The sequence below is a fragment of the Streptomyces sp. TSRI0281 genome (genome assembly GCF_001905125.1).
GTDB lineage: Bacteria > Actinomycetota > Actinomycetes > Streptomycetales > Streptomycetaceae > Streptomyces.
This window is the reverse complement of sequence record NZ_LWLE01000037.1, coordinates 339,661-363,991: the sequence shown is the minus strand read 5'-3', so window position 1 is coordinate 363,991 and position 24,331 is coordinate 339,661. Positions and strand designations below refer to the sequence as shown.

Here is a 24,331-nt window from a genome sequence, read left to right as displayed (position 1 = left end):
GGACGAGGGACCGGGGCGGTGCGCGGTGGACGAGGCATCGGGGCGGGGCCGGCGACGTGTGCCGGAAGCCCCGGAGCGGTTCCGGGCGGTTCGCGGGCTCCTACGCCTTCCGGTAGCCGTACGCCTCCGAGGCCGCGGCCTCCACCGCCGCGAGATCGCCACCGGCCGAGGCGGTCACCACGGCCGCCACGGCGCCCTCCACGAACGGCGCGTCGACCAGCCGCGCCCCTTCCGGCAGCTCGTCGCCCTCGGCGAGCATGGCCTTCACCGTGAGCACCGCACTCCCGAGGTCGACCAGTACCGCGATACCGGCCCCGCGGTCGACCGACTCGGCGGCCCGCGCGATCAGCTCCGCGCTCGTTCCGAGTCCACCGTCCGGCAGGCCCCCGGCCGCGGCGACGGGCGCGGTCGCCCCTCCGGCCGCGAGCCCCCGGGCCAGCTCGGCGACGGACTCGGCCACCGGCCCGCTGTGCGAGACCAGGACGATTCCGACCTGTGCGCGCCCGCTCATGCGCCGCTCCCGTCGGCCGTCGATCCGTCGGCCGCCCGCCCGTCCTCGGCCACCTGCCCGTCCTCGGCCGGCTGTTCGGCCTCGGCCAGCGCGGCGACGAGGAGCGCGGACGAGGTGGCCCCCGGATCCTGGTGACCGATGCTGCGCTCCCCGAGATAGCTGGCCCGTCCCTTACGCGCCCGCAACGGAACCGTCGCCACCGCACCGGCCCACGCCGCGTCCCGGGCGGCGGAGAACGATGTGCCCAGGGCGTCGGCAGCGGGCAGCAGCGCGTCGAGCATCGTCTTGTCCCCGGCCTGCGCCCCGCCCAGCTGCCCCACCGCCGCGACACCCGCCGCGAACGCCTCGGCCAGCTGCCCGGACGTCACCTCGGCCGACTCGCCCAGGGACTTGCCCGTACGCCGGAGCAACGTTCCGTACAACGGCCCGGACGCCCCGCCCACGGTGGAGATCAACTGTCGTCCGGCGAGGGTCAGCACGGCTCCCGGCGTCCGAGGGGATTCCTTCTCCAGGACCGCCGAGACCGCGGTGAAGCCGCGCCGGAGGTTGTTGCCGTGATCGGCGTCGCCGATCGCCGAGTCCAGCTCGGTCAGATGGTCCGCCTCACGGTCCACGGCAGCCGCGGTGGCGGCCATCCACCGGCGGAAGAAGTCGGCGTCGAGCACATGATCTCCTGTTCCTCTGGCCCCTCCGGCACAGGTGGGGCTGTCCCGCACGTGCGGGGCTGTCCGGCACGTGCGGGGCTGTCCGGCACGTGCGGGGCTGTCCGGCACGTGCGGGTGCCGGACCGTACGGCGGATCGGACGCTATGGGCGTACCGGCGTTTCAGCGGCCCCAACGGAGTGCGGCCGTCTGCACGGGCGCGTCCCAGAGCCGCAACAGCTCCTCGTCGACCTGGCAGAGCGTCACCGAGCAGCCCGCCATGTCGAGCGAGGTCACATAGTTCCCCACGAGCGTACGAGCCACGGGCACACCCCGCTCGGAGAGCACCCGCTGCACCTCGGCGTTGAACCCGTAAAGCTCCAGCAGTCCCGTCGCCCCCATCCCGTTCACCAGTGCCAGCACCGGTCCCGTGGGCCGCAGATCCTCCAGTACCGCGTTCACCGCGAAGTCGGCGATCTCCCCGGACGTCATCATGGGACGCCGTTCCCGGCCGGGTTCGCCGTGAATGCCGATGCCCAGCTCCAGTTCACCCGGTGGCAGATCGAAGGTGGGACTGCCCTTGGCCGGGGTGGTGACCGAACTCAGTGCCACTCCGAAACTCCGCGACGACGCGTTCACCTGCCGTGCAAGGTCGGCCACCCGGTCCAGCGGCGCCCCCTCGTCGGCGGCGGCTCCGGCGATCTTCTCGACGAACAGCGTCGCGCCGGTGCCCCGCCGCCCGGCCGTGAACGTACTGTCGCTCACCGCCACGTCGTCGTCGATGAGCACCTGGGCGACCCGCACCCCTTCGTCCTCGGCGAGTTCGGCCGCCATCTCGAAGTTCAGTACGTCACCGGTGTAGTTCTTGACGATGAACAGGACTCCCGCCCCGCTGTCGACGGCGGCCGCCGCCCGCACCATCTGATCGGGCACCGGGGAGGTGAACACCTCCCCGGGACACGCGGCGGACAGCATTCCCGGCCCGACGAACCCGGCGTGCAGCGGCTCGTGCCCGGACCCGCCGCCGGATACGATCCCGACCTTCCCGGCCACGGGGGCGTCGCGGCGCACGACCACCCGGTTGGCGACATCGACGGTCAGTTCGGGGTGTGCGGCGGCGATGCCCCGGAGCGCGTCGTCGACCACGGTCTCCGGGACATTGATGAGCATTCTCAACAGTTCCTCCTGGGAAGAGTGCCGGCCGGCCCCTGAGCTGGGTTCGGAGTGCATGACACCGAGTATCGAAGAGACCCGCGTGATCGGGAAGCGACGTGGCGGAGGGATCACGCATCCGTCATGTCATCGGGGTGACGTGTCCGACCGGGCGGGCGGGACCCATGAGGGGGAGGAGGCGTCGCGGGCGATCAGGCGGGGCGTGCCGGTGCCGTCGGCCGGTACGGACCAGATGTCCGAGGAGTCCGTCCCGCGGGGGAGGGCGTAGGCCACGGTGCCGTCGCCCAGCCAGGCCGCCTGGTCGTCGACGCTGTGCGTCTCGGCGAGCGGTGTCTCGCGCATGGTCGCCAGGTCGAGTACATGGAGCCGCCACGGGTTCCCGGCTCCCTCACGGACGCGCTTCTTGAACGCGATGCGCTTCCCGTCGGGGGAGAGGGAGGGGCACTCGACGTTGGCGCGCACGGTGTGCGCCTTCCACGCTTTGAGGTCCCCTTCGACGAGGTGGGTCCTGCCGCCGGTCGACACGGTCGCGTAGAAGCGGTTGTCGTCGTCGGTGAAGGTGACGCCCCAGTAGTTCACATCGGGGGCGTGGTGGCGTTTGCCGTCGAGGTAGAGCTGGATGGTCTCCATGCTCTTGATCAGATAGCCGGTGCGGGTGTCGAGGATGCCGGTGCGGGTGGAGAACGCGGACGTCGCGTACGAGTCGCCGGAGACGAACACCGTCCACGACACCACCCGGCCCGACGGCGAGACACGGGCGCGGTTCGGTGTCCCGCCGAAGTCGACCGTGCGGCGGGTGCGCAGGGTGTCGTCGAGGATGACCGCTCTCGTCATCGGCCGGAGTCCCGGCCGGGTGGTCAGGCACACCGCCGTGCCGCCGCTCGTGTGGAAGCGGCGGCACGACAGGGCTGTCTCCTCGCGCGCGGTCCCGCCCGTCCTCGTCGTCGGCTGGACGGCGACGGTGCCCTTCGCCGTCCGCAGATACAGCCCGGCGGTGTCGCCGGGCGTGACGTGCGAGGACGTGACGGCGGAGGAGGTGTCGGCGCGGTCGGCGGCGTGCACGGTGTACACGACGGCGACCGCCGCCAGCATCGCACCGGCGGCGGTCACGGCCACCGCACGGACGCGCGGGGTCACAGGGCTCATGGGGTCTCCCGGAAGGCATGGGCGGGGATCAGGAAGCAGGCGGCGGCGAAGACGGCGGCGAGGGCCACCGCGGCCGCGGCCAGGGCGGTGCTCACGCCCCACGCCGTCCACGCGGCGCCGAACAGGACGGAGGCGAACAGCCGGCCCGTCGCCTGGCCCGTCTGGAGCAGGGCGAGCCCGCCCGCCCGTCGGTCCGGCGGTACCAGCGGGCCGGCCAGGGCCATCAGGATGCCGTCGGTGGCCGCGTAGTACGTGCCGTGGAGCAGCAGCACCGCGCCGGCCAGGGGCCAGCCGCCGATCGGGAACAGCAGGGCCGCGTACGCCCCGAGCAGCGCGAGATGTCCCGCCAGGAACGGAACGCGTCTCCCGACGCGGTCGGCGGCGCGGCCGAGCGGCACGGCGAGCAGCAGGTAGACGGTGGCGCTGCCCAGCGGGAGCAGCGGGAACCAGGCCGCGTCCAGCGACATGCGGTTCTGCAGGACGAGGTAGAGGAAGCCGTCGGTGACGCTGACCAGGCTCAGGAGGGCGGCGGCGAGCAGGATGCGGCGGAACGGCGGGAGGGACAGCAGGCGCAGGGTCGAGCGGAGGGTCGCGGTGGGCCGCTTCGCCGCGGGTGCGGGGGGCGCGCCCGGGAGCGCACCCAGCTCGTCGCGACCGGGGATGAACGCGATCAGGAGCAGTACGCCGAGCACGCCGAAGCAGAAGCTGACGACGAAGACGGCGTCGTAGGCGTCCGCGGTCGCCCACAGCAGGGCGAAGGCGAGGAGCGGCCCGATCATGGCCCCGGTGGTGTCCATGGCGCGGTGGACACCGAAGGCGCGGCCCAGATGCCGTTCGTCGCTGCTGAGCGAGATCAGGGCGTCGCGGGGCGCGGTGCGTATGCCCTTGCCGATCCGGTCCGCGGCGAGCGCGGTGGACAGGGCGGGGATGGAGCCGCCCGCCGGCAGGAGGGCCAGCTTGCACACCGCGGACAGGGCGTATCCCGAACCGGCGACGAGTTTGTGGCGCCGCCAGCGGTCGGCGATGTGCCCGCCCGCGAGCCGGACGAACGCGGTGATGCCGTTGTAGAGGCCGTCCAGGAAGCCGAATTGGAGCGGGCTCAGGCCGAGGCCGAGGACGAGGTACAGGGGCAGGACGGCGGTGACCATCTCGGAGGAGATGTCGGTGACCAGGCTGACCGTGCCGAGGGCGATGACGGTTCCGGCGACGCGGCCGCGTCCGGTGCCGGTGGCCGTGCCGGTGTCGGTCGTGCCGGTCCCGTTCGTCGTGCCGGTGGCGGACGGGGTGGAAGTCGCCGGGGGCGCGGTCGTGTCCTGTCGTGCCTTGTTTGCCGAGAGATACATGTGGGGTCCCGGAGCGTGGGCAGCGGACGGGCGCGGCCGCCCGGAGGGGCAGCGGCCGCGCCCGAAGTGTCAACGGCAGGTGTACGTGGGGCTGGTGTCGCGCACCGTGCCGTCGGTGCCGACGAACTGGGACGTGAAGGAGTTGTCGGTGAAGTCGAGCCTGACGACGCCGAACGTGTCCCAGATCCGCTTGAGGCTGTTGCCCTGGACCGTGTCACCGGCGCCGTAGAGGTCCTTGCCGCCGGCGCCGCCCAGGATCTCGACGATGCCGTTGGGGTCGGCCACACCGTTGGCGGTCTGCGGGGCGAACCGCTCGTAGTGGTGGTCGTGACCGCTCAGCACCAGTTCGGTGCCGCCCTGTTGGAGCAGCTTCCACACCGGCTGGCTCACCGGGTCGTTGCCGTGGCTGCCCGAGCTGAAGAGCGGGTGGTGGAAGTAGGCGGCCACACAGCTCTTCTTGTTCGCGGCGAGGTCGGCCTTGAGCCAGTCGATCTGTTCCTGCTCGTCGAACCGGTTGGAGTTGAGGGCGACGAAGTGCCATTTGCCGTAGTCGTAGCTGTACCACATCTTGCCCTTGGGGGTCGCCCGGGAGCCGAAGTACTCGCGGTAGGCCCGCTCGTCCTGGTTGTCCCAGTCGTCGTACGCCTCGTGGTTGCCGGGCACCGGGTACGTCTTGTCCTTGAACGTGCCCCAGGATTTGTCGTAGTAGTTGCGGAAGTCCTCGATGTGGGCGTCGTCGTACTGGTTGTCGCCCATGGTGATGTAGAAGGCCGGGTTGATGGCCTTGGCGCGGGCCGCGGTCTTGAAGTGCTGGCACCCGGACTGACTGGCGGTGCACTGGTCGGCGATGTCACCGGCACCCACCACGGTGAACGCGCCGGCGGGGTCCGGCGGATCGGTCGGCCCCGGCCCGTCACCGCGGGCGCCGAACGCCTCCAACTCCTTGATCGAGTAGCCCCATTCGGTGCCGCGGGAGGTGCCGTACACGCGCAGGTAGCGGCCCTTGCCGGTCAGCCCGGTCCACTCGTCCGTGCCACCGTTCCCGGCGGTCTCCGCGGCCAGCACGGTCCATTTGCTGCCGTCCGCCGACATCTCGATCCGGTACGCGTCCGCGTAGGCGTCCTCCCATTCGACCGTGACCCGTGACACCGTCGCGTCCTTGCCGAGGTCCAGCCGGATCCACTGCGGGTCCTTGCCCTCCGCGCTTCCCCATCGGGTGTTCCGGTCGCCGTCGACGGCCTTGGCGGGCGCCAGGGACGCGTCCTCGTCGGACGACGAAGTGGCGGGTGCGGAACGCGAGATGAGCTGATCGGCGCGCTTTTCGACTGTCCCGCCGAAGCTGCCCGCGGGCTCGTCGGCGATGTGGAACTCATCGCCGTACACCTTCCAGGTCAGTGGCGTCCGGAGGTCGAAGTTGCCGTTCTCCAGGAACACCCGCTGTGCGGTGTCCACCCGGCTGGTGTCCTCGTGTGCCTCTTCGGACTTCATCTCGGCCACGCGCGCGTCGAGGAACGCGCCCAGGTAGTCGCTCTCGTCGCCGCCTTCCGCGGGGGTCTCGGCCTCGGCGCGGGCATCGTCACGGATCGACTCGAAGCCGCTCTGGCCGTGCATCACGATGGCGTCGTAGTAGATGAACTGCCCGAGCGTGCGCAGTCCGTCGTCCTTGGCCCGGGCGACCGACGGATCGAAGTAGACCCGGTCGCGCTCGTGCTCCTGCGCCGCCTGGAACCCCTGGGTCCGCGCCGCCTCCTGCCATGCGTCGGTGAAGCCGGGGTCAAGACCCTCGTGGGAGTCGCTGCCGTCGACCTCGCGCAGCGCCGGCAGATACGGGGCGAGCGGGTTGTCCGGCTCCTGCTCGGTGTAGTACTCGACGAGTTCGAGCATGTCGTGGGTGCCGGAGCAGAAGCCGACGATGCCGCCGGTGTAGCCGCGGCCGTCGTCGATGTCCTCGATGTAGTCGTACTCGCCGCGCCAGTCGAGAGTCGAGTTCTCGGCACTGGAGACGATCTGGAGGGCGATCTCCTTCTTTGCCGGATCGTCGAGGTCGGCCGTCTCGGCAGCCCGGCCGACGCTCATGGCGACGATGGCGGGCACAGCGGCGAGCGCCATGGCGAGGGCTATCCGGAGTCCGGTACGTCGTCGGCGGGGATGCCGTCGGAACGGTGGGGAGACGGACCCCGGGCGGGGTGTGCGCATGTGGTTCCTCCACTTTCCTTGCGGTTGTGGGGCATGCCGGCGCCGGTCCTGCAGCAGTGGGGGCGGCAGCAGTTGACTGTTAGGAAGCTTTCCTTCCTATTGCTGGCCACATTGGTACGCTGTCGACGGGTCGGGCGCAAGGGTGCGCGCGCAAAAAATATAGGACTACCGGGTGGGTGTGGGGAGTTGGGCGCCCGGCGCCCGACGAGGAAGACCCTCGCGGTGAACTGCCCGCATATCAGATGCACTTCGCCCCTGGGGGCGTGAAAGCCGCCCCGGGGGCGCCCCACGCGTTCGGTGCGCTCCTGGAGCGGTTCGGGAACCGGGGCCCACCGTGGTCAGCCTCTGCGAGGGGCGGGGGAGGTGCCGGCGGGCGTACGGTCAGACGTCGGCCCGCTCCGTGTACTGGCGGCACTCGCCGGTGAAGACGGCCGCGAGCTCGGCGAAGATCGCGGATGCCGGGAACGCTCAGGCGGCCGATGTCCTCCCGGTGATTTCCCGCCTCGCCTGCGGGGGCTGTCGGTGACGTTGTGCCCGGCGGACGGCGAACGGGGCGGCGAGCCCCGTCAGAGTGAACAGCGCTCCCACGACGTACCACCCGGGGCGGCCCCAGGTGATGCAGAGCGAGATGAGCAGGGCGGGGCCGAGGGCTTCGGCGAGTCCGGTGCCCAGGCCGAACACGCCCAGGTACTGGCCGGTGGCATGCGGCGGGGAGAGGGCGAACGACACCTCGAAGCCCGCGGCGGAGTGCCACAGCTCGCCGACCGTATGGATCACCACGGCGGTCATGAGCAGTGTGGCGGCAGCCCAGGCGGGGATTCCCGCAGACAGTGAGATCAGGGAGCAGGAGACGAGGAACGCCACGCCGGATCGACGGTAGGCGTTCGCGCCGGCGGCGGGGGAACCGATGGAGCGGCCGGCGCGTACCTGCAGCGTGATGACGATGACGGTGTTGACGATCATGGTGCCCGAAATGAGCCAGTGCGGAGCTGTGGTCGCCGCTACCAGCCAGAGCGGGATGGCCACGGTCAGTACCTTGAACTGAATGGCCATGATGCCGTCGAGGGCGGTGAGCAGGAGGTAGGGCCGGTCTCGCAGGGCGGTCCAGCGAGGTTCGGGAACGGCCGGGACGGGTGTGACCGGAGGCAGCAGCACCAGGGCTGCCGCGGAGGCCATGAAGGCGACGGCGTTGCCGATGACCAGGAGATGGTAGGCGGTGAGGGTGCCGACCTGGACGGCCCAGCCCGCCAGCAGGGCGCCGAAGGAGATGCCGATATTGGTCACGGCGCGGAGGCGGGCACGGAACTCCTGCGGCCGGTCCCCGCCATAGCGCCTGATGAGCGGAGCGCGCGCGGCGATCCCCGCAGCCTTCGCGCCGGTCGCCACGCAGACCGCGAGGACGAACGGCCAGAAGCTGTCCGCCAGTAAGAAGCCGGCCGTCGCCAGCGCCTGGACGATGAGGGTCGCCGCGTAGACGCCGCGAGCGCCGTGTCTGTCGGCGATGTGCCCGACCGCGATCCCCGAGGCGAGCGAGACGGCACCGGCGATGGCGAGTCCGAGCCCCACCCGGGCCGCCGGGAGGTGAACGGCCTGGGTGAAGTAGAGCACCCCGGCGGTCAGGTAGAGGCCGCTGCCGAGGGTGTAGATGAAGTTCGGGCTACCGGACGGGGCCGACCAGGCCCGACTCCCAGGCGGCCAGCGCCGCCTCCACGCGATTGCGTACCCCGAGCTTGCCGAGGATCACGCTGACGTGTGCCTTCACCGTGCCCTCGACCAGGTGCAGGCGGGCGGTGATCTCGGCGTTGGGCAGGCCGACGCCGAGGAGCGAGAGGACGGAGTGTTCGCGTTCGGTGAGCGTGTTCACCGGATGGTGCGGCGCTGCGCCGACCGGCATACCGTGCGTGCGCAGTCCACTGATCACCCGCGCGGCGACCCTGGGCGACAGGTAGGCGCCCCCCCCCCCGCGGCCACGGCGTGTACTCCTGCCGGCAGTTCCCTGGGGTCGTCCGCCTTGAGGAGGAATCCACTGGCACCCGACCGCAGGGCACGGGCGATGAAGTCGTCCTCGCCGAAGGTGGTCAGCATGACCGTTGCCGTGTCCGGCAGTTCGCGGTAGATCCGGGCAGCGGCGGCGATCCCGTCCATCCTCGGCATCTGGATGTCCACAAGAGCCACGGCGGGCCGGTGGTCGCGCACCGCCTCGACGGCCGCGAGGCCATCGGCCGCCTCGGCGACGACCTCGATCGCGGGATCCCGCGCCAGGATCGCGCACACCCCGGCACGGACCATCGCGTCGTCTGCCACCAGCACTCGGACCACCGGCACAGCGTAACCAGGGACTATTCCGTGGATCCCCGGCGGGCGCACGCGGATCCACCCCTGGCGAAGGGCAGGGGGACAGCCCTCGGCCGTCGGCCGCATGCGGCGGATCGCCGTACGGCGGAGGCCCCCTGACGAAAGCAGGGGGTGTGATCACCTCCACCGGACGGATGTGGCGGGGGCCCGCCGGTTTCTACGGTCCGGGGAGACCTGGAAACACCGGCGGACGGAGAGTGCGCGTGATCACCCTGAGAGATCTGACGAAGCGGTACGGAGAGACGGTCGCCGTCGACCGGTTGACCTCCGACATCGCGGAAGGGCAGGTGACCGGGTTCCTCGGCCCGAACGGGGCGGGCAAGTCCACGACCATGAGGATGATCCTCGGCCTGGACCACCCCTCCCACGGGGAGGCACTCATCGACGGCCGGCCCTACTCCGCGTACCGCCACCCCCTCCGGGAAGTGGGAACACTGCTCGACGCGAAGGCACTGCACCCCACGCGCTCCGCACGCAGCCACCTCCTCGCGCAGGCCCGGAGTAACGGCATCTCCCCGAAGCGGGCTTCCCATGAGTGCCGTCCACAGCACGGCATCCGTCAGAGCCGGCCTCGCGACCGGGTACCCGGCTTGCGAGGCCGACCGTGCGCCATCCTTGCCCACACCCGTACGACTGATCACCCGCCGAAGCTACCGAGGGAGTTCCCGGACCTCCGGAGGCAGGCAGTGCGAAGTCCCGTGCAGACGCGCGTCTCGGCATACGCGATCGCCCTGGAAGGGGACCGTCTGCTGTTGACGCGGCTCTCGGCGCCCCACCGGTGTTCGCTCCCGGGCTCCGGCATCTCGCCGGAGGATTCCGCTGCCGGACCTGAAGGAATCACCGCTGCCCCCGGCCGCCGTCGACGGTCTCGCGATGGCCCCCGGTTTCGCGACGATCGGCAAGGGAGCCGGTGCATCCGCGCGTGTGCCACCGGACCGGACCGCCGCCGACCCGGCCCCGGGCTCCGATCGCGACATCCCGCCCAGGTGACACCGGCTGGAGGGGCGACACCGTTTGGATGATCAAAACGGCAGCGGGTTACCATATGAGCGCCGCCTAGCTCGAAAGATAAACCTGTGACTGTCAATGAAGACGCGTTCACCAACTGGAAGCACCGCGAGGAGATCGCGGAGTCGATGATCCCGATCATCGGGAAGCTGCACCGGGAGCGGGACATCACCGTCCTGCTCCACAGCCGTTCCTTGGTCAACAAGTCGGTGGTCAGCATCCTCAAGATCCACCGATTCGCCCGGCAGATCGCCGGTGAGGAGCTCTCGGTCACCGAGACGCTGCCGTTCCTGAACGCGCTCACCGCGCTCGACCTCGGCCCGTCCCAGATCGACATCGGCATGCTCGCCGCGACGTACGCGACCGATGGGCGTGGCCTCTCGGTCGAGGAGTTCACCGCCGAGGCCGTCGCCGGAGCCACGGGCGCCGACAAGATCGAGCGCCGTGAACCGCGCGATGTCGTCCTCTACGGATTCGGCCGCATCGGCCGCCTCATCGCCCGCCTGCTCATCGAGAAGGCGGGCTCCGGCAACGGTCTGCGGCTGCGCGCCATCGTCGTCCGCAGGGGCGTTGGCCAGGACATCGTCAAGCGCGCCTCGCTGCTGCGCCGTGACTCCATCCACGGCCAGTTCCAGGGCACGATCACCGTCGACGAGGCGAACAGCAGGATCATCGCCAACGGCAACGAGATCAGCATGATCTACTCCGACGATCCGACGTCGGTGGACTACACGGCGTACGGCATCAAGGACGCCATCCTCATCGACAACACCGGCAAGTGGCGCGACCGCGAGGGCCTTTCGAAGCACCTGCGTCCCGGCATCGCCAAGGTCGTCCTGACCGCGCCGGGCAAGGGCGACGTCCCCAACATCGTGCACGGCGTCAACCACGGCACGATCAAGCCGGACGAGCAGATCCTGTCCTGCGCGTCCTGCACCACCAACGCGATCGTCCCGCCGCTGAAGGCGATGGCGGACGAGTACGGGGTCCTGCGCGGCCACGTGGAGACCATCCACTCGTACACCAATGACCAGAACCTGCTGGACAACTACCACTCGGGCGACCGCCGCGGCCGTTCGGCGGCGCTCAACATGGTCATCACCGAGACCGGCGCCGCCTCGGCCGTCGCCAAGGCGCTGCCCGAGCTGGAGGCGCCGATCACCGGTAGCTCGATCCGTGTCCCGGTGCCGGACGTCTCGATCGCGATCCTCAGCCTGCGGCTCGCACGCGAGACCACCCGCGAGGAGGTCCTCGACCACCTCCGGGACGTCTCGCTGACCTCGCCGCTCAGGCGGCAGATCGACTTCATCAGCGCCCCCGACGCGGTCTCCAGCGATTTCATCGGCTCGCGCCACGCCTCGATCGTCGATGCCGGCGCCACCAAGGTCGACGGCGACAACGCGATCCTCTACCTCTGGTACGACAACGAGTTCGGCTACTCCTGCCAGGTCATCCGGGTCGTCCAGCACGTCTCCGGGGTGGAATACCCGACGTACCCGGCCCCGGCGGTCTGATCCCGGGTTCCAGGATCCGCGACTTCGCCGGCAACGAAGGCAGTTCGTCAGCAGTGGGTTGGCAAGTCTGCGATCGCTTCGACAAGGGGGCTACGTTCAGTAGCGGTCTCCGCGCAGGGCGCGGAGGGTGACGAACGCGAGGTGGGGCCTTCCGCCGGTGGAAGGCCCCACAAGCCCCTGGACAGCTGAGGGTCACAAACGTTCGTGCGTTCTCGGGGAATTCGGGCCGGGAAGCGTGCGGGTTTTCGCCTTCTGCCCAGCAGGCGCCCGGCAGGTCAGGTCCCTGGCCGGGAGCCTGCCCGTGGTCGGGTAGACCGTGGCGCTCCTGTCCCCGCAGGAGTTGCTGCCGGTGACGATGTGCCCCTCTCCGCCGGCGACGGTGACCATCCGGGATCCGCGCACGGCCCGGTGCATGGCCTGGCCGCCGGACAGGGGCGTTCCTCGTTCTTCCCCTGCCTTGCCGTCGCTGCGGTTGCGGGGCAGGGGCCGGCCGACGACCGCGACGAGGCGGGTGTCGGCATCGATGATCCGCCCCGCGCCCTGCTGCCCCGCCGTCCCGGTTACGGCACGAACGAGATGTCCGGGTAGCGCGGGGACGGTGCGGACAGCAGATGGCTGTCGTGGCCGCGCAGATGGAGGTCGAAGAAGGCGCCCAGATAGGCACGTTCGGCGGCGACGGCCCGGTCGGCGTCGATCGTACCGATGCTTGCGGTCAACTGGGCGACCACCTCCGGCGGGAGGGTGAGCGCCCGTTCCAACTGCTGTACCAGCGGCGACAGATCGGTATAGGTCTGGTGCCCCGAGTCGCGCAGGCGCAGTTCGAGGTGCCAGCCACGCAGATGTGACCAGAACTGTTTCCAGGACGGGTCGTTGTGACGCCCGTGGTTGGCGTTGCTCATCAGCAGGAACGGGCGGTCGAGGCCGGTGGCGGCGACGGCTCCGTTGAAACTGCCGTCCAGATTGACACCGGCGAGCACACGGCTGTCCCGTGCCATGACCTCGGCGGCGGTGTCACCGCCGAGCGAATGCCCGAACATACCGATCCTCGACAGATCGAGGGAGCCGCGCAACCCCTGGGGCAACTGGCCGTGTCCGGCGCCCGAACCGCTGCCGCTGTGCGCGGTATTCGTCGTCCTCCCGGCGTTCAGCGCGGCGAGTCGGTCCAGGACGTACCCGGTGTCGTCCATACGGACCCGCAGCGCCTTCCTGACGTTGGCATCGGTCGGCCGGGCCGGCTGCCGGCCCAGCTCCAGTCGGCCGCCGGGGAACTCCACGATCTGACTGTCGTACGTGTGGTCGATGGTCACGACCGCATAGCCCCGGCCGGCCAGATCCTCGGCGAGCGCGGTGCTGAGCCCACGCTGTGCGCGGTAGCCGGGGGAGAAGAGGATCACCGGATGACCGCCGGGGTGCGGGCGTACGGGCGCACCCTCATGACCGTGGGTCAGTGGGAAGTCCACGTTGTCCATCGGCGTCCGCAGGTCCTTGCTGATCTGCTGCCGGAACTGAGCCGCCGCCACCGGTGGCAGCCAGGGGGCGCGCCGGAAGCCCCGGGTGCTCCGGGCCGGGTACCACAGGGTGACCATCAGCTCGCGCGGCGACGGGTGCGACGTCCACGGGTCCTGGCGCGCATGGTCGATCAGGTGCAGGGAGAGGGTCCCGATGTGCTGCGGTCCGGCCGGCCTCGGCAGCGTCAGCCGTACCCGGCCCGTCCGGATTCCGGTGGCCGATCGTGGGCCTGCCCCCGCAGGCAGGGCATCGAGGGGGCGGGTGTGCGCCTCGGCCACGCCCGCGGTGGCGAGCACAAGTCCCGCCGCCCCGGCTGCGGTCAGTACTGATCTGCGTGTCGGGCGGCCTGCTGCGTCGCTCATCGGCATTCCTCATCCGTGGTCGGAGGTCACGCGGCTTTCTCCCGTCGAGACTGGCAGCGTCGCGGCGCCCGCGGACGGCACACAGCGGGAACTCCGGGTACGACCGGGGACATCCCCGACTCCCGCTCAGGGGCGCGTACGCCGTCGGTGAGGGGCCTCGGGACGAGACGGGGCGGGACGAGACGGGGCGGGACGAGACGGGGACAGGGGAGGAAGCGGAGCCGGTTTCCGCCGGCTGTCACGCGGTTCTGGCCCGCAGGTCATGGATCGACCGGAGCACGACATCCGGACGCTCCTCGTGAAGCCAGCCGTGCCCGGCGTCGTCAAGGATCCGGTGCTCACCGTGCGGGACCGAGGTGGCCAACTGCGCGTGCAGCGCGGTCTTGGCCTCGTTGATCCTTCGCAGGGTCTGCGCGGACCACAGCTGGGCCTGGGTGTCGTCGTGCCCCAGGACCGTGATCACGGTCAGCGGTACATCCGGGAGGTCCGGCGCGTTCCGGAGTTCGTCGGCGACCTCGTCGTACAGATTCCGGTCCTCGTGCAGCCCGGCCTTCCACGCGGCCGTGATGTGGTGCTCGATGAGCGGTTCGCGGACAGGGAGCGGCCACGTCCCGAAGAGCGGTGCGACCTGGTCACGGGCTTGCAGGAGCTGTTCCCGCGTCAGCTCCGGCACGTCCCGGGCGTGCATCTGCGCCAGCTTCTCCCGCGCCTCCTGGGGACCGTGCGTGTGAAGGTCCTCATGGAAGGGGTCCAGCAGGAGCAGCCCGGCCACCTCGTCGGGGAAGCGCTGCGCGTAACGGCGCGCGTAGGCGCCGCCCAGTGAGTGGCCCACCAGTACGTAGGGAGCGGGAACGCCGGCGGCGCGCAGGACCGCGCGGAGTTCGTCGGCGACCTCGGCGGCGGTGCGGGGGAGTTCGGCCCGTGCGCTCCACCCGGTCCCGGCGCGGTCGTAGAGCACGCTGGTGGTGAACTCGGCCACCTTGTCGTGAGTGTTCAGATAGTCCAGGCCCACCATCCCGGCGCCCGGCAGGAAGACGACGGCCGCCGCGGCTTCGCCGTGGCCATGGCCACCTTGATGGCCGAATTCGACGCCTACCTCGACCGTGACGGCGCCGAACCGACCGCGGACCTGGTGGGTTTCCGGCAGCACGCGCTCTGGCTGAGCCAGGAGGAAATCGCCGAGATGATCAACGACTTGCGCAGCGTGATCGTGGCCCGTATGAACCGTGAACCCTCGCCGGAGCGCACTCGGTACCTGCTCAGCCCGATCCTGTTTCCCGCCGAGCCGCGAACGCCGCGAACAACGGGCCCGCACGTCTGACCCGCGCGTCTGACCCGCACGCCGGGCAGGAGCGGTGAGCGGTCCTCCGGCTCTCCACGCGCGGACGCGTGAGCGCCTCTTGGAGCTGCGCCGGGCCTGACGTCGGCACGGTCGGCCACCCGGCCGGTCTTGCAACCGGTCATCCGCCCGCCCGGCCGTGCGGCGCGGCACGACCGTGTGCCGCAGCCCCGGCAACGCCCCCTCCGCTCGGGCGTCGTGAGCTGTTGACGTCTCCGGAGCGAAGGCCATAGGTTCGTGGAAAGCGCTTTCCAAGCGTATCCACAGGAGACTCGGACATGAGCAGTCCACTGCGTATCACGCATGCCCACGGGGACCGGATCACGGTCACGGACGAGAGCGGCGGCGTCGATCTCATCAGCTACGTCTACCGGCCGGAAGCGGCCTGGGAGGCCCCGAAGCCGTATCTGCATCCCATCCGCACGCTCGGCGATAACGTTGTCACCGACTACCGTCCGCATGACCACCGATGGCACAAGGGCCTGCAGATGACGGCCTCCCATCTGTCCGGACAGAATCTGTGGGGCGGCAACACCTACGTCCACGGCCAGGATTACGTGCCGTTGCCCGAACGCGTCGGTTCCATGGCCCACCTCGGCTTCGACGAGGTCACGGCGGCGGACGGGCGCGCGGTCGTCGCCGAGCGGCTGAGCTGGCGTCACCATGACGGTACGCACTGGGCGGACGAGCTGCGCCGTATCGAGGTGCACGATGTGGAGTACGCCCATGCGCCCACCGGCCCGGGGGCGACCACCGAAACGGGCGGCAGCTGGACCCTGACCTGGTCCAGTGCCATCACCAACCGGCGTGCCGAGCCGCTGTGCTTCGGCAGCCCCACCACCCACGGCCGGGAGGCCGCGGGCTACACCGGGCTCTTCTGGCGCGGGCCGCGCGCGTTCCGGGGCGGGCGGGTGCTCGGCCCGGAGGGCGAGGGGCCCGGACTGATGGGGACGCAGGCCCCCTGGCTCGCCTACAGCGGGGAGCACGACGGCGCCGACGGGCACGGCACGCTGATCTTCCGGCACGCCCCGGAGAACGACCATACGGGGAAGGGGGGCACCCATCCCGCGCACTGGTTCGTCCGCAATGAGCCCTTCGCCGCCGTCGCCCCGTCCTTCGCGTTCTTCGACGAACTGGAACTCGCGCCGGGCGACACCCTCGCCCGCCGCTACCGCGTCACCGTCGCGGACGGCGCGTGGGACCGCAGGCGGATCGAGACGTACCTGGAGGAGCACCCGTGGTGAGTACGCGTACGAACGACGCCTGCTTGTACGTGGAGTTGACGCTCGACGACCATGAACGGGCGCGCCTTCGCAGGCTCTGGAGCGGGCCGGTCCGGTTCGCGGAGCCGGGGACCACCGACGCCGACGACGCGCGGGCCCTCGCCGACGCCGACGTCGCCCTGGGCAATCCGCGGCCGGACCGGGTCGCCTCGGCGCCCCGGCTGCGCTGGCTGCAGCTCGCCTCGGTCGGGATCGACAGCTACCTCGGGCTCGACTGGGCTCTCCTGGGGCGGCGGTTGACCGTCACCAATCTCGGCGACCTCTTCGCCGACCCGGTGGCCGAGTCGTGCCTGGCCGGCATCCTCGCGCTCCACCGGGGCATCGATGAGCTGTCCGGGCTCCGTGTGCGGGGTACCTGGGCCAAGCCCGTGGTGCGGCCCCGGCTGCGCCTGCTGACCGGCGCGCGGGTGCTCGTCCTGGGCCGGGGGTCCATCGCACGGCGGCTGGCCGAACTGCTCGGCCCCTTCGGCTGCGCCGTGTCGCACTTCGCCCGCGGCGCGGGGGACATCCGTACCCTCGCGGAGCTCGATGAGCGACTGCCGTCCTTCGACGTGGTGGTCGGACTTCTGCCGGGCACCGCGGAGACCAGCGGTCTGCTCGACGCGCGACGGCTCGCCCGGCTCCGGCCCGGCGCGGTCCTGGTGAACGCGGGGAGGGGATCTCTGGTGGACGAGGACGCCCTGGTGGCCGAACTCGCCTCCGGCCGGCTCGGCGGCGCGGTGCTCGACGTCACCGAGCAGGAGCCCCTGCCCTCCGGGCACCCGCTGTGGACCTGCCCGAACGTCGTCCTCACCCAGCACACCGCCGGCGGCTCGGACGACGAGAGCAGCCGGGTCATCGATCTGTTCGCGGAGAACAGGCTGCGATACGGGACCGGGGCACCGCTGCGCAACACCGTGCAGTGGTCCCGGGGATTCTGAGGTGACGACAGGATGACCGAACCCACAGATCCCGGCGCACGTATCGCGGCGATCCGGCCGGTGCTGCTCAGCGCCCCGTACGCGGATCCGGAGAACCTCGAAGTGATCACGTCCCTGCCCACGGGGTGGCGGACGACCGGCCTGGTCGAGGTGACTCTGGACGACGGCACGACCGGGCTCGGTGAGGCGTACCTCGCGGTCTTCGCACCGCGGGTCTTCACGTCGACGGTCGAGCTGATGGCCCCCTACCTGGTGGGACGCCCGGCCGACGATCTGGCCGGCCGGTATCGCGACATGGTTCTCGTCACGGGGTACTGGAGCCTCCAGGGGGCCGCCCGGCATGTCGTGTCGGCCGTCGAGACCGCCCTCGTCGACGCGCTCGGCAAGCGGACGGGCCGACCGGCGTACGAGGTGCTGGGCGGCCGCCGCACCGACCGCATCCGGCTGTACGCCAGTGGGGGCGATTCCGCCTCGCCCGCGGCGATGGGTGCCGAGATCGAGGCCGTCGCCGCACTCGGCATCAGCACGTTCAAGATCAGGGCCCGCGGACACGAGGCGGACAAGGCTGTATGGACGCTGGAGCATGCCGCGCGCCACGGCGTCGGCATCGCCATCGACATGGCGCAGAACCTGGCCGATCCCGGGCAGTCGGCGGCGGACACACTGGCGTTCCTGGACGCGGTCAGGGCCAGGACCCGGGAGCCGGTGCACTTCCTGGAGGAGCCGTTGGGCCCGGCCCGTACGGCGGACTACCCCGCTCTCCGGCGGGCCGCGGGCTGCCCCGTGGCGGGCGGCGAAACGGTGTCCACGGCCGAGGAGTTGGCCGAGCGGATGGCGCGGGGGTACTACGACATGGTGCAGCCGGACGTCACCGTCGTCGGCGGCCCGCGGCAGGCGCTGGCCGTCTTCGCCGGGGCTCGGGAGCACGGCGTCGAGCCGGTCGTCCACTGTTGGGGCAGCGCCGTGTGCCAGGCCGCGAACTACCATGTGGCCTTCGCCGGGGGCGGGCGGCTGGCCGAGTGGCCGATGCCCGGCTACCCCTTGCGGGCCGAACTCCTCGCCGAACCCTTCCGTCTGGAGTCGGGACACCTGTGCGCCCCGCGGACTCCGGGGCTCGGCGTACGGCTCGACCCGGAGACGGAGCGGCGCTACCCGTTCCGTGAGGACGCCGTCTACCGCTGTCTGGTCACGCTGCCGCCGACCGCGCCGGGAGTGTGGGACATGGCCTGATCGCCACCCGGCCGCCAACTCGGGCCACTTGGTCCAGACCTATTGACCGGAGGTCTGGACCATTTTACGGTTTGGCAGGGTCACGACATGGGTGGGGTCGGGTGCGAACCTTTCGCGCCGGACGGCGGCAGGCCCTGGCGGGAAGGGACACGGATGATGGGTCGCACGTCACGTCTGCTGGGCATCGGTCTGGCAACGGCGTTCGTCGTACAGCTGATGGTCGCGGCGGCGCCGCCGAGCGCGGCGCGGGCGGACACACCGAGCGCGGCACAGGCGGACACCTGCGCGGTGAAGTCGAAACCTGCGGGCAAGGTGCTCCAGGGCTACTGGGAGAACTGGGACGGCGCGGCGAACGGGGTGCACCCGCCGCTCGGCTGGATCCCGATCACCGACTCCCGCATCACGGGCCACGGGTACAACGTCATCAATGCGGCCTTCCCCGTCATCCGCTCGGACGGAACCGTCCTGTGGGAGGACGGGATGGACGCGACGGTCAAGGTCGCGACCCCGGCGCAGATGTGTCAGGCCAAGGCGTCCGGCCTCACCGCCCTCATGTCGATCGGTGGTGCGGCGGCCGGGATCGACCTGAGCTCCAGCGCCGTCGCCGACCGCTTCGTCGCGACGGTGGTGCCGATTCTGAAGAAGTACAACTTCGACGGCATCGACATCGACATCGAGACAGGGCTTGTCGGCAGCGGCAACATCAACCAGCTGTCGGCCTCGCAGGCCAACCTCATCCGGATCATCGACGGGGTGCTCGCGCAGATGCCGTCGAACTTCGGCCTCACGATGGCTCCCGAAACGGCGTACGTCACCGGGGGCAGCGTGGTCTACGGCTCCATCTGGGGCGCGTACCTGCCCATCATCAAGAAGTACGCGGACAACGGCCGCCTCTGGTGGCTGAACATGCAGTACTACAACGGCAGCATGTACGGCTGCTCCGGAGACTCCTACTCCGCGGGAACGGTCCAAGGATTCACCGCGCAGACCGACTGCCTCAACGCCGGGCTCGTCGTCCAGGGCACCACGATCAAGGTGCCCTACGACAAGCAGGTGCCCGGACTTCCCGCGCAGCCGGGCGCCGGTGGCGGCCATATGTCGACCGGTCTCGTCTCGCAGGCATGGAACCGCTACAACGGCGCGCTGAAGGGCCTGATGACCTGGTCCCTCAACTGGGACGGTTCGAAGGGCTGGACCTTCGGCGACAACGTGAAGTCCCTGCAAGGCCGTTGAGCGACACGGTGCACCGGGCGGCGTCGGCGCCCGGTGCATCACCGGCCGGCTCCTCCGGGACGGAGCGGCCCGCCGCTGTGCCGCTCGCTGTCGGACCGCGGCGCGAACCCGTCAGCGCGGCCGCGGGCGGCGCCGGGGATCGGGTACATATCGTGGTGCTCGTCCGTACCGGGCGGTGGCACGCCCGAGCGGGCCGACCGACGACAACGAGGAGAACCGATGGTGCACGAACGGGCCGGGCAGCCGGCACAGCCCGGAGATCTGGTCGATGTGGCACGGCTGGTGACGGCCTATTACGCCCTCCACCCCGACCCGGCGGAACCCTCCCAGCGCGTGGCCTTCGGTACCTCGGGACACCGCGGCTCGGCCCTCTCGGCCGCGTTCAACGAGGACCACATCGCCGCCACCACCCAGGCGATCTGCGAGTACCGGTCCCGGCAGGGGACCGACGGGCCGCTCTTCCTCGGTGCCGACACCCACGCCCTGTCCGAGCCCGCCCGGGTCACCGCGATCGAGGTGCTCGCCGCCAACGGGGCGGTCGTCCTCATCGACTCCGACGACGGCTATACCCCCACCCCCGCCGTCTCGCACGCCATCCTCACGTACAACCGGGGCCGCACCGGCGGCCTCGCGGACGGCATCGTGGTCACCCCGTCGCACAACCCGCCCGCCGACGGCGGTTTCAAATACAACCCGCCGAACGGCGGACCGGCCGGCTCAGACGCCACCTCGTGGATCCAGGACCGCGCCAATGCCCTGATCGAGGGCGGGCTCAAGGAAGTCCGCCGCATCCCGTACACCCGGGCGCTGGCCGCCGCGACCACCGGCCGCCACGACTTCCTGACCGGATACGTGGACGACCTGCCGTCCGTACTCGACCTGGACGCCGTACGGGGGGCGGGGATCAGGATCGGCGCCGATCCGCTCGGCGGCGCCTCGGTCGCGTACTGGGGCCGTATCGCCGAACGTCACCGGCTCGACCTCACCGTGGTCAATCCGCTCGCCGACCCGACCTGGCGGTTCATGACGCTGGACTGGGACGGCAGGATCCGGATGGACTGCTCCTCGCCGCACGCCATGGCCTCACTGATCGCCCAGCGCGACGCCTACACGATCGCCACCGGGAACGACGCCGACGCCGACCGGCACGGCATCGTCACCCCGGACGGCGGTCTGATGAACCCCAACCACTATCTGGCCGTCGCCATCCGCTACCTCTTCTCGCACCGCGAGGGATGGCCCGCCGGTACGGGCATCGGCAAGACGCTCGTCTCCTCCTCGATGATCGACCGGGTCGCCGACGACCTCGGCCGCCCGCTGGTGGAGGTGCCGGTGGGATTCAAGTGGTTCGTCGACGGGCTCTTCGACGGCACCCTGGGCTTCGGCGGCGAGGAGTCCGCCGGGGCCTCGTTCCTGCGCCGCGACGGCCGCGTCTGGACGACCGACAAGGACGGCATCCTGCTCGCCCTGCTGGCCTCCGAGATCACCGCGGTCACCGGATCCACCCCGTCCCAGCACTACGGCGAGCTCACCGCCCGCTTCGGTGACCCGGCCTACGCCCGCGTCGACGCGCCCGCGACACGGGAGGAGAAGGCGGTACTGGCGCGGCTCTCCCCGGACCAGGTCACGGCCGACACCCTGGCGGGGGAGCCCATCACGGCCGTCCTCACCGAGGCACCGGGCAACGGCGCCGCGATCGGCGGCCTCAAGGTCTGCACGGACAGCGCCTGGTTCGCCGCCCGGCCCTCCGGCACCGAGGACGTCTACAAGGTGTACGCGGAGAGTTTCCAGGGTCCCGCTCACCTCGGCCGGGTGCAGGAGGAGGCCCGCGCCCTGGTCTCCACCGCGCTGGGCGGCGCCGGCTGACGGCCGCCGGTCCGGCTCCAGGATTCCCGCAGCCGGACCCGCCCGTGGGAACCCGGAGCCGTCACCGAGCTTCCCCGAGGGGCTCAGGTGCCGGGAACGGTCCGGTGCACCTGACGGAGGAACGTGGCGTTGTCCGGCGTACGGCGGAGCTTGTCCAGCAGCGTCTCCAGGGTGGCCTGGCCGTCCCTGGCGTGGAGGGCGCGGCGTAGTCCCCGAACGATGGTCAGTTCGGCTGCGGGCAGCAGGAGTTCGTCCCGGCGGGTGCCCGACGGGGCGATGTCGACGGCAGGGAAGATCCGCTTGTCCGCGAGCGTCCGGTCCAGCCGGAGTTCCATGTTGCCGGTGCCCTTCAGCTCCTCGAAGAAGTAGTCGTCGGCCCGGGATCCGGTTTCCACCAGGGCCGTTGCCAGGATGGTGAGCGAACCGCCCTCCTCGGCCAGGCGCGCGGCACCGAACAGCTTCTTGGGGCCGCCGAGTGCTGCCGCGTCGACGCCACCGCTCAGCGTGCGCCCGCCCGCTCCGGCCGCGTTGTTGTGGGCCCGGCACAGCCGGGTGAGCGAGTCCAGCAGCAGGACGACGTCCTGGCCCTGCTCGACCAGGCGCTTGGCGCGTTCCACGGCGAGGTCGGCGAGAGCGATGTGCTCCTTGGCGGGCCGGTCGAAGGTCGAGGCGAACACTTCGCCCCGAACCGAGCGGCGCATGTCGGTGACCTCCTCCGGACGCTCGTCCAGGAGGACCACCATCAGATGGCACTCGGGATGGTTGGTGGCGACGGCCGCGGCGAGCTGTTGCAGCAGCACGGTCTTGCCGGTCTTGGGCGGTGCGACGATCAGTCCGCGCTGTCCCTTGCCGACGGGCGCGATCAGGTCGACCAGGCGCATCGCGGGCCCGCCCTGCGCGGTCTCCAGGCGCAGCCGGTCGCGGGGGTGGAGCGGGGTGAGGTCGCGGAAGTCGGGCCGGCCGAGCAGCGCGCGGGGGTCACGGCCGTTGATCCGGTCGATCGCGGTCAGGGCGCGCGGCCGGTCGCAGGTGCCCTCGACGACATCGCCCTTGCGCAGGCCGTGCCGGCGGATCAGTGCGGGCGGCACCTGAATGTCGTCGGGGGAGGGGTGGCCGCCGTTGACGCGGAGCGTGCCGTGTCCGTTGTTCGTGGTGTCGAGGACACCAGCGGTCCGGACGGGCCGGTGTTCCGCGGCAATGGGGCGTTCGAGTGTGGTGGTCATGAGAGGAGGTCCTTTCGCGGACAGGCGAATGAGAGGCCCGGCGATCGGAGGGGCGGCGATATCACGCCCCGTACCACGGGCAGAAAGAGCCCGGACCGGACTGAGAAGTAGTGCGAGAAGGCTGGATCGCGGGTCCTGAGAAGGACGAGCGCAACAGCGAGGAGAGAAAATAGCACCGGAGCCCGAATATGGGGGCTTACACACGTGCTGATCGCACTGTATCACTAAGTGTGGGGGCGAGGGGAGAGGGGCGGGCGACGGACGGAAAGCCGACCGCTCCACCCGACCGCCGCCGGGCAGCCCGCACCGCACTATTGCCTGCCTGCCTGCCTGCCTGCCTGCCTGCCTGCCTGCCTGCCGCACCCGCGCAAGGTCGAGGCCCGGCGCGGGTGCGGGTGCGGCAGGCAGCATCCGGCCGATCAGCCGCGCGGCCCCGGCGTCGTCCCCTCGCCGCTGTCGCCACCGCTGCGGCCGCAGTCATCGGCAGCGCCGCCGTCGCCGCGGAAGACGCCGAGAATGCGCTCGGCGGCGAGTGTGGCCGTCAACTCACCCTCCCGCACGCGGTGTTCGAGACCCGGGGCGAGCTCCCGTACCGCCGGATGGTTGTGCAGGCTGTCCAGCAGCTCGTCGCGGACCATCGTCCATGTCCAGTCCACCTGCTGCTCGCTGCGCTTGGCCACCAGCCGCCCCGTGGACTCCAGGAGGGACCGGTGCTGCTCCAGCCGCTCCCACAGCGTGTCGAGACCGCTCGACTCCCGGGCGCTGCAGGTGAGGACCGGGGGAGTCCAGGCCGCGTCGATCGGGTGCATCAACCGCAGTGCGCCCGCCAGTTCACGCGCCGCCGAACGGGCATCGCGCTCGTGCGGACCGTCGGCCTTGTTGACCGCGATGGCGTCCGCCAGCTCCAGCACCCCTTTCTTGATGCCCTGGAGCTGATCGCCGGTGCGGGCCAGGGTGAGCAGCAGGAACGTGTCGACCATGTTGGCGACGGCCGTCTCGGACTGGCCGACGCCGACCGTCTCCACCAGCACCACGTCGTAACCCGCCGCCTCCATGACCACCATGGACTCACGGGTCGCCCGTGCCACCCCGCCCAGTGTTCCGGCGGTGGGCGAGGGGCGCACGAACGCGTTCCGGTCGACGGCCAGCCGTTCCATCCTGGTCTTGTCACCCAGGATGGAGCCGCCCGTACGGCTGGACGAGGGGTCGACGGCCAGCACCGCGACCCGGTGCCCGAGCCCCGTGAGCATGGTGCCGAGGGCGTCGATGAACGTGGACTTGCCCACGCCGGGCACCCCGCTGACGCCGATGCGCCGGGCCCGCCCGGAATGCGGCAGCAGCTCACCGAGCAGACGCTGGGCCAGCGCCCGGTGATCGGGGCGGGTCGACTCGACGAGAGTGATGGCGCGGGCGATGAACGCCCGCTTCCCGTCGAGCACCCCGTTGACATAGGCGTCGATGTCGATCTTCACAGCCAT

Annotated in this window: 20 protein-coding genes and 3 pseudogenes; 9 read left to right on the top strand and 14 right to left on the bottom strand. The window is 70.9% G+C overall.

Going from position 1 to position 24,331, the window contains the following annotated elements:
- Positions 1–100: 100 nt before the first annotated feature.
- From A6A29_RS40585 to A6A29_RS40550, 9 genes and pseudogenes are all read right to left on the bottom strand, one after another.
- Positions 101–511 carry a PTS-dependent dihydroxyacetone kinase phosphotransferase subunit DhaM gene (locus A6A29_RS40585; RefSeq protein WP_073728753.1) on the bottom strand — a complete coding sequence of 137 codons (411 nt, stop codon included), beginning with the start codon at positions 509–511 and terminating at the stop codon, positions 101–103.
- Positions 508–1,176 (bottom strand): dihydroxyacetone kinase subunit DhaL, encoded by a 669-nt coding sequence (gene dhaL / locus A6A29_RS40580; RefSeq protein ID WP_073728751.1) that lies wholly within the window; start codon positions 1,174–1,176, stop codon positions 508–510. The genes A6A29_RS40585 and dhaL overlap by 4 nt, the downstream gene beginning before the upstream one ends.
- 160 nt (positions 1,177–1,336) lie before the next feature.
- On the bottom strand, positions 1,337–2,323 hold the full coding sequence (gene dhaK, locus A6A29_RS40575; RefSeq protein ID WP_241838833.1) for a dihydroxyacetone kinase subunit DhaK: 987 nt from the start codon (positions 2,321–2,323) through the stop codon (positions 1,337–1,339).
- A 129-nt stretch (positions 2,324–2,452) separates the two neighbouring features.
- Positions 2,453–3,472 carry a TolB family protein gene (locus A6A29_RS40570; protein WP_073728747.1) on the bottom strand — a complete coding sequence of 340 codons (1,020 nt, stop codon included), beginning with the start codon at positions 3,470–3,472 and terminating at the stop codon, positions 2,453–2,455.
- On the bottom strand, positions 3,469–4,815 hold the full coding sequence (locus tag A6A29_RS40565; protein WP_079183244.1) for an MFS transporter: 1,347 nt from the start codon (positions 4,813–4,815) through the stop codon (positions 3,469–3,471). Before A6A29_RS40565 ends, A6A29_RS40570 begins: the two co-directional genes overlap by 4 nt.
- A 69-nt stretch (positions 4,816–4,884) precedes the next feature.
- A complete protein-coding gene (locus A6A29_RS47405) occupies positions 4,885–6,198 on the bottom strand; it encodes a discoidin domain-containing protein (protein WP_241838846.1) in 1,314 nt (437 codons plus the stop codon).
- A pseudogene (locus A6A29_RS47400) lies at positions 6,172–7,011 on the bottom strand (chitosanase); the annotation flags it as partial. The gene A6A29_RS47405 and the pseudogene A6A29_RS47400, both read right to left, overlap by 27 nt.
- A 468-nt stretch (positions 7,012–7,479) precedes the next feature.
- Positions 7,480–8,619 carry an MFS transporter gene (locus tag A6A29_RS40555; protein WP_241838832.1) on the bottom strand — a complete coding sequence of 380 codons (1,140 nt, stop codon included), beginning with the start codon at positions 8,617–8,619 and terminating at the stop codon, positions 7,480–7,482.
- 49 nt (positions 8,620–8,668) lie between these two features.
- Positions 8,669–9,300, bottom strand: a pseudogene (locus A6A29_RS40550) (response regulator).
- A gap of 269 nt (positions 9,301–9,569) precedes the next feature.
- On the opposite strand from A6A29_RS40550, the pseudogene A6A29_RS40545 reads away from it, so the two are divergent.
- Positions 9,570–9,890: pseudogene (locus A6A29_RS40545) on the top strand (ATP-binding cassette domain-containing protein); the annotation flags it as partial.
- A 552-nt stretch (positions 9,891–10,442) separates the two neighbouring features.
- A complete protein-coding gene (locus A6A29_RS40540) occupies positions 10,443–11,888 on the top strand; it encodes a glyceraldehyde-3-phosphate dehydrogenase (protein WP_073728741.1) in 1,446 nt (481 codons plus the stop codon).
- Positions 11,889–12,080: 192 nt separating this feature from the next.
- Here the strand turns inward: A6A29_RS40540 and A6A29_RS40535 are convergent, their stop codons facing one another.
- Complete coding sequence (locus tag A6A29_RS40535) at positions 12,081–12,275, bottom strand: alpha/beta hydrolase (RefSeq protein ID WP_241838845.1); 195 nt, start codon at positions 12,273–12,275, stop codon at positions 12,081–12,083.
- On the opposite strand from A6A29_RS40535, the gene A6A29_RS48305 reads away from it, so the two are divergent.
- Positions 12,246–12,476, top strand: a complete 231-nt coding sequence (locus A6A29_RS48305; protein WP_385732433.1) for a hypothetical protein — start codon at positions 12,246–12,248, stop codon at positions 12,474–12,476. The genes A6A29_RS40535 and A6A29_RS48305 overlap by 30 nt on opposite strands.
- Here A6A29_RS48305 and A6A29_RS40530 read toward each other — a convergent pair.
- Together A6A29_RS40530 and A6A29_RS47395 are read right to left on the bottom strand one after the other, a co-directional pair.
- The gene (locus A6A29_RS40530; RefSeq protein ID WP_107468412.1) at positions 12,449–13,759 is read right to left on the bottom strand and encodes an alpha/beta hydrolase family protein; all 1,311 of its coding nucleotides are present in this window, start codon (positions 13,757–13,759) and stop codon (positions 12,449–12,451) included. The genes A6A29_RS48305 and A6A29_RS40530 overlap by 28 nt on opposite strands.
- A gap of 238 nt (positions 13,760–13,997) precedes the next feature.
- Positions 13,998–14,774 (bottom strand): alpha/beta fold hydrolase, encoded by a 777-nt coding sequence (locus A6A29_RS47395; protein ID WP_241838831.1) that lies wholly within the window; start codon positions 14,772–14,774, stop codon positions 13,998–14,000.
- A gap of 48 nt (positions 14,775–14,822) precedes the next feature.
- Here A6A29_RS47395 and A6A29_RS47390 point away from each other — a divergent pair, with 48 nt between their 5' ends.
- The 6 genes from A6A29_RS47390 (at position 14,823) to pgm (ending at position 21,630) form a co-directional block, all read left to right on the top strand.
- On the top strand, positions 14,823–15,080 hold the full coding sequence (locus A6A29_RS47390; RefSeq protein WP_241838830.1) for a hypothetical protein: 258 nt from the start codon (positions 14,823–14,825) through the stop codon (positions 15,078–15,080).
- A 296-nt stretch (positions 15,081–15,376) separates the two neighbouring features.
- Positions 15,377–16,342 (top strand): PmoA family protein, encoded by a 966-nt coding sequence (locus tag A6A29_RS40520; RefSeq protein ID WP_073728737.1) that lies wholly within the window; start codon positions 15,377–15,379, stop codon positions 16,340–16,342.
- Positions 16,339–17,301: a D-2-hydroxyacid dehydrogenase gene (locus A6A29_RS40515; protein WP_143197158.1), complete on the top strand. Its 963-nt coding sequence runs from the start codon at positions 16,339–16,341 to the stop codon at positions 17,299–17,301. The genes A6A29_RS40520 and A6A29_RS40515 overlap by 4 nt, the downstream gene beginning before the upstream one ends.
- A gap of 12 nt (positions 17,302–17,313) precedes the next feature.
- Positions 17,314–18,531 (top strand): mandelate racemase/muconate lactonizing enzyme family protein, encoded by a 1,218-nt coding sequence (locus tag A6A29_RS40510; protein WP_073728735.1) that lies wholly within the window; start codon positions 17,314–17,316, stop codon positions 18,529–18,531.
- Positions 18,532–18,687: 156 nt separating this feature from the next.
- Positions 18,688–19,764, top strand: coding sequence for a chitinase (locus tag A6A29_RS40505; protein WP_198953575.1), 1,077 nt, complete (start codon positions 18,688–18,690; stop codon positions 19,762–19,764).
- A 219-nt stretch (positions 19,765–19,983) separates the two neighbouring features.
- Positions 19,984–21,630: a phosphoglucomutase (alpha-D-glucose-1,6-bisphosphate-dependent) gene (gene pgm, locus A6A29_RS40500; protein WP_073728731.1), complete on the top strand. Its 1,647-nt coding sequence runs from the start codon at positions 19,984–19,986 to the stop codon at positions 21,628–21,630.
- Between the two features lie 83 nt (positions 21,631–21,713).
- On the opposite strand, the gene rho is transcribed toward pgm, so the two are convergent.
- Positions 21,714–22,853 carry a transcription termination factor Rho gene (gene rho / locus A6A29_RS40495; RefSeq protein WP_073728729.1) on the bottom strand — a complete coding sequence of 380 codons (1,140 nt, stop codon included), beginning with the start codon at positions 22,851–22,853 and terminating at the stop codon, positions 21,714–21,716.
- 419 nt (positions 22,854–23,272) lie between these two features.
- Positions 23,273–24,331, bottom strand: coding sequence for a methylmalonyl Co-A mutase-associated GTPase MeaB (gene meaB, locus A6A29_RS40490; protein WP_073728727.1), 1,059 nt, complete (start codon positions 24,329–24,331; stop codon positions 23,273–23,275).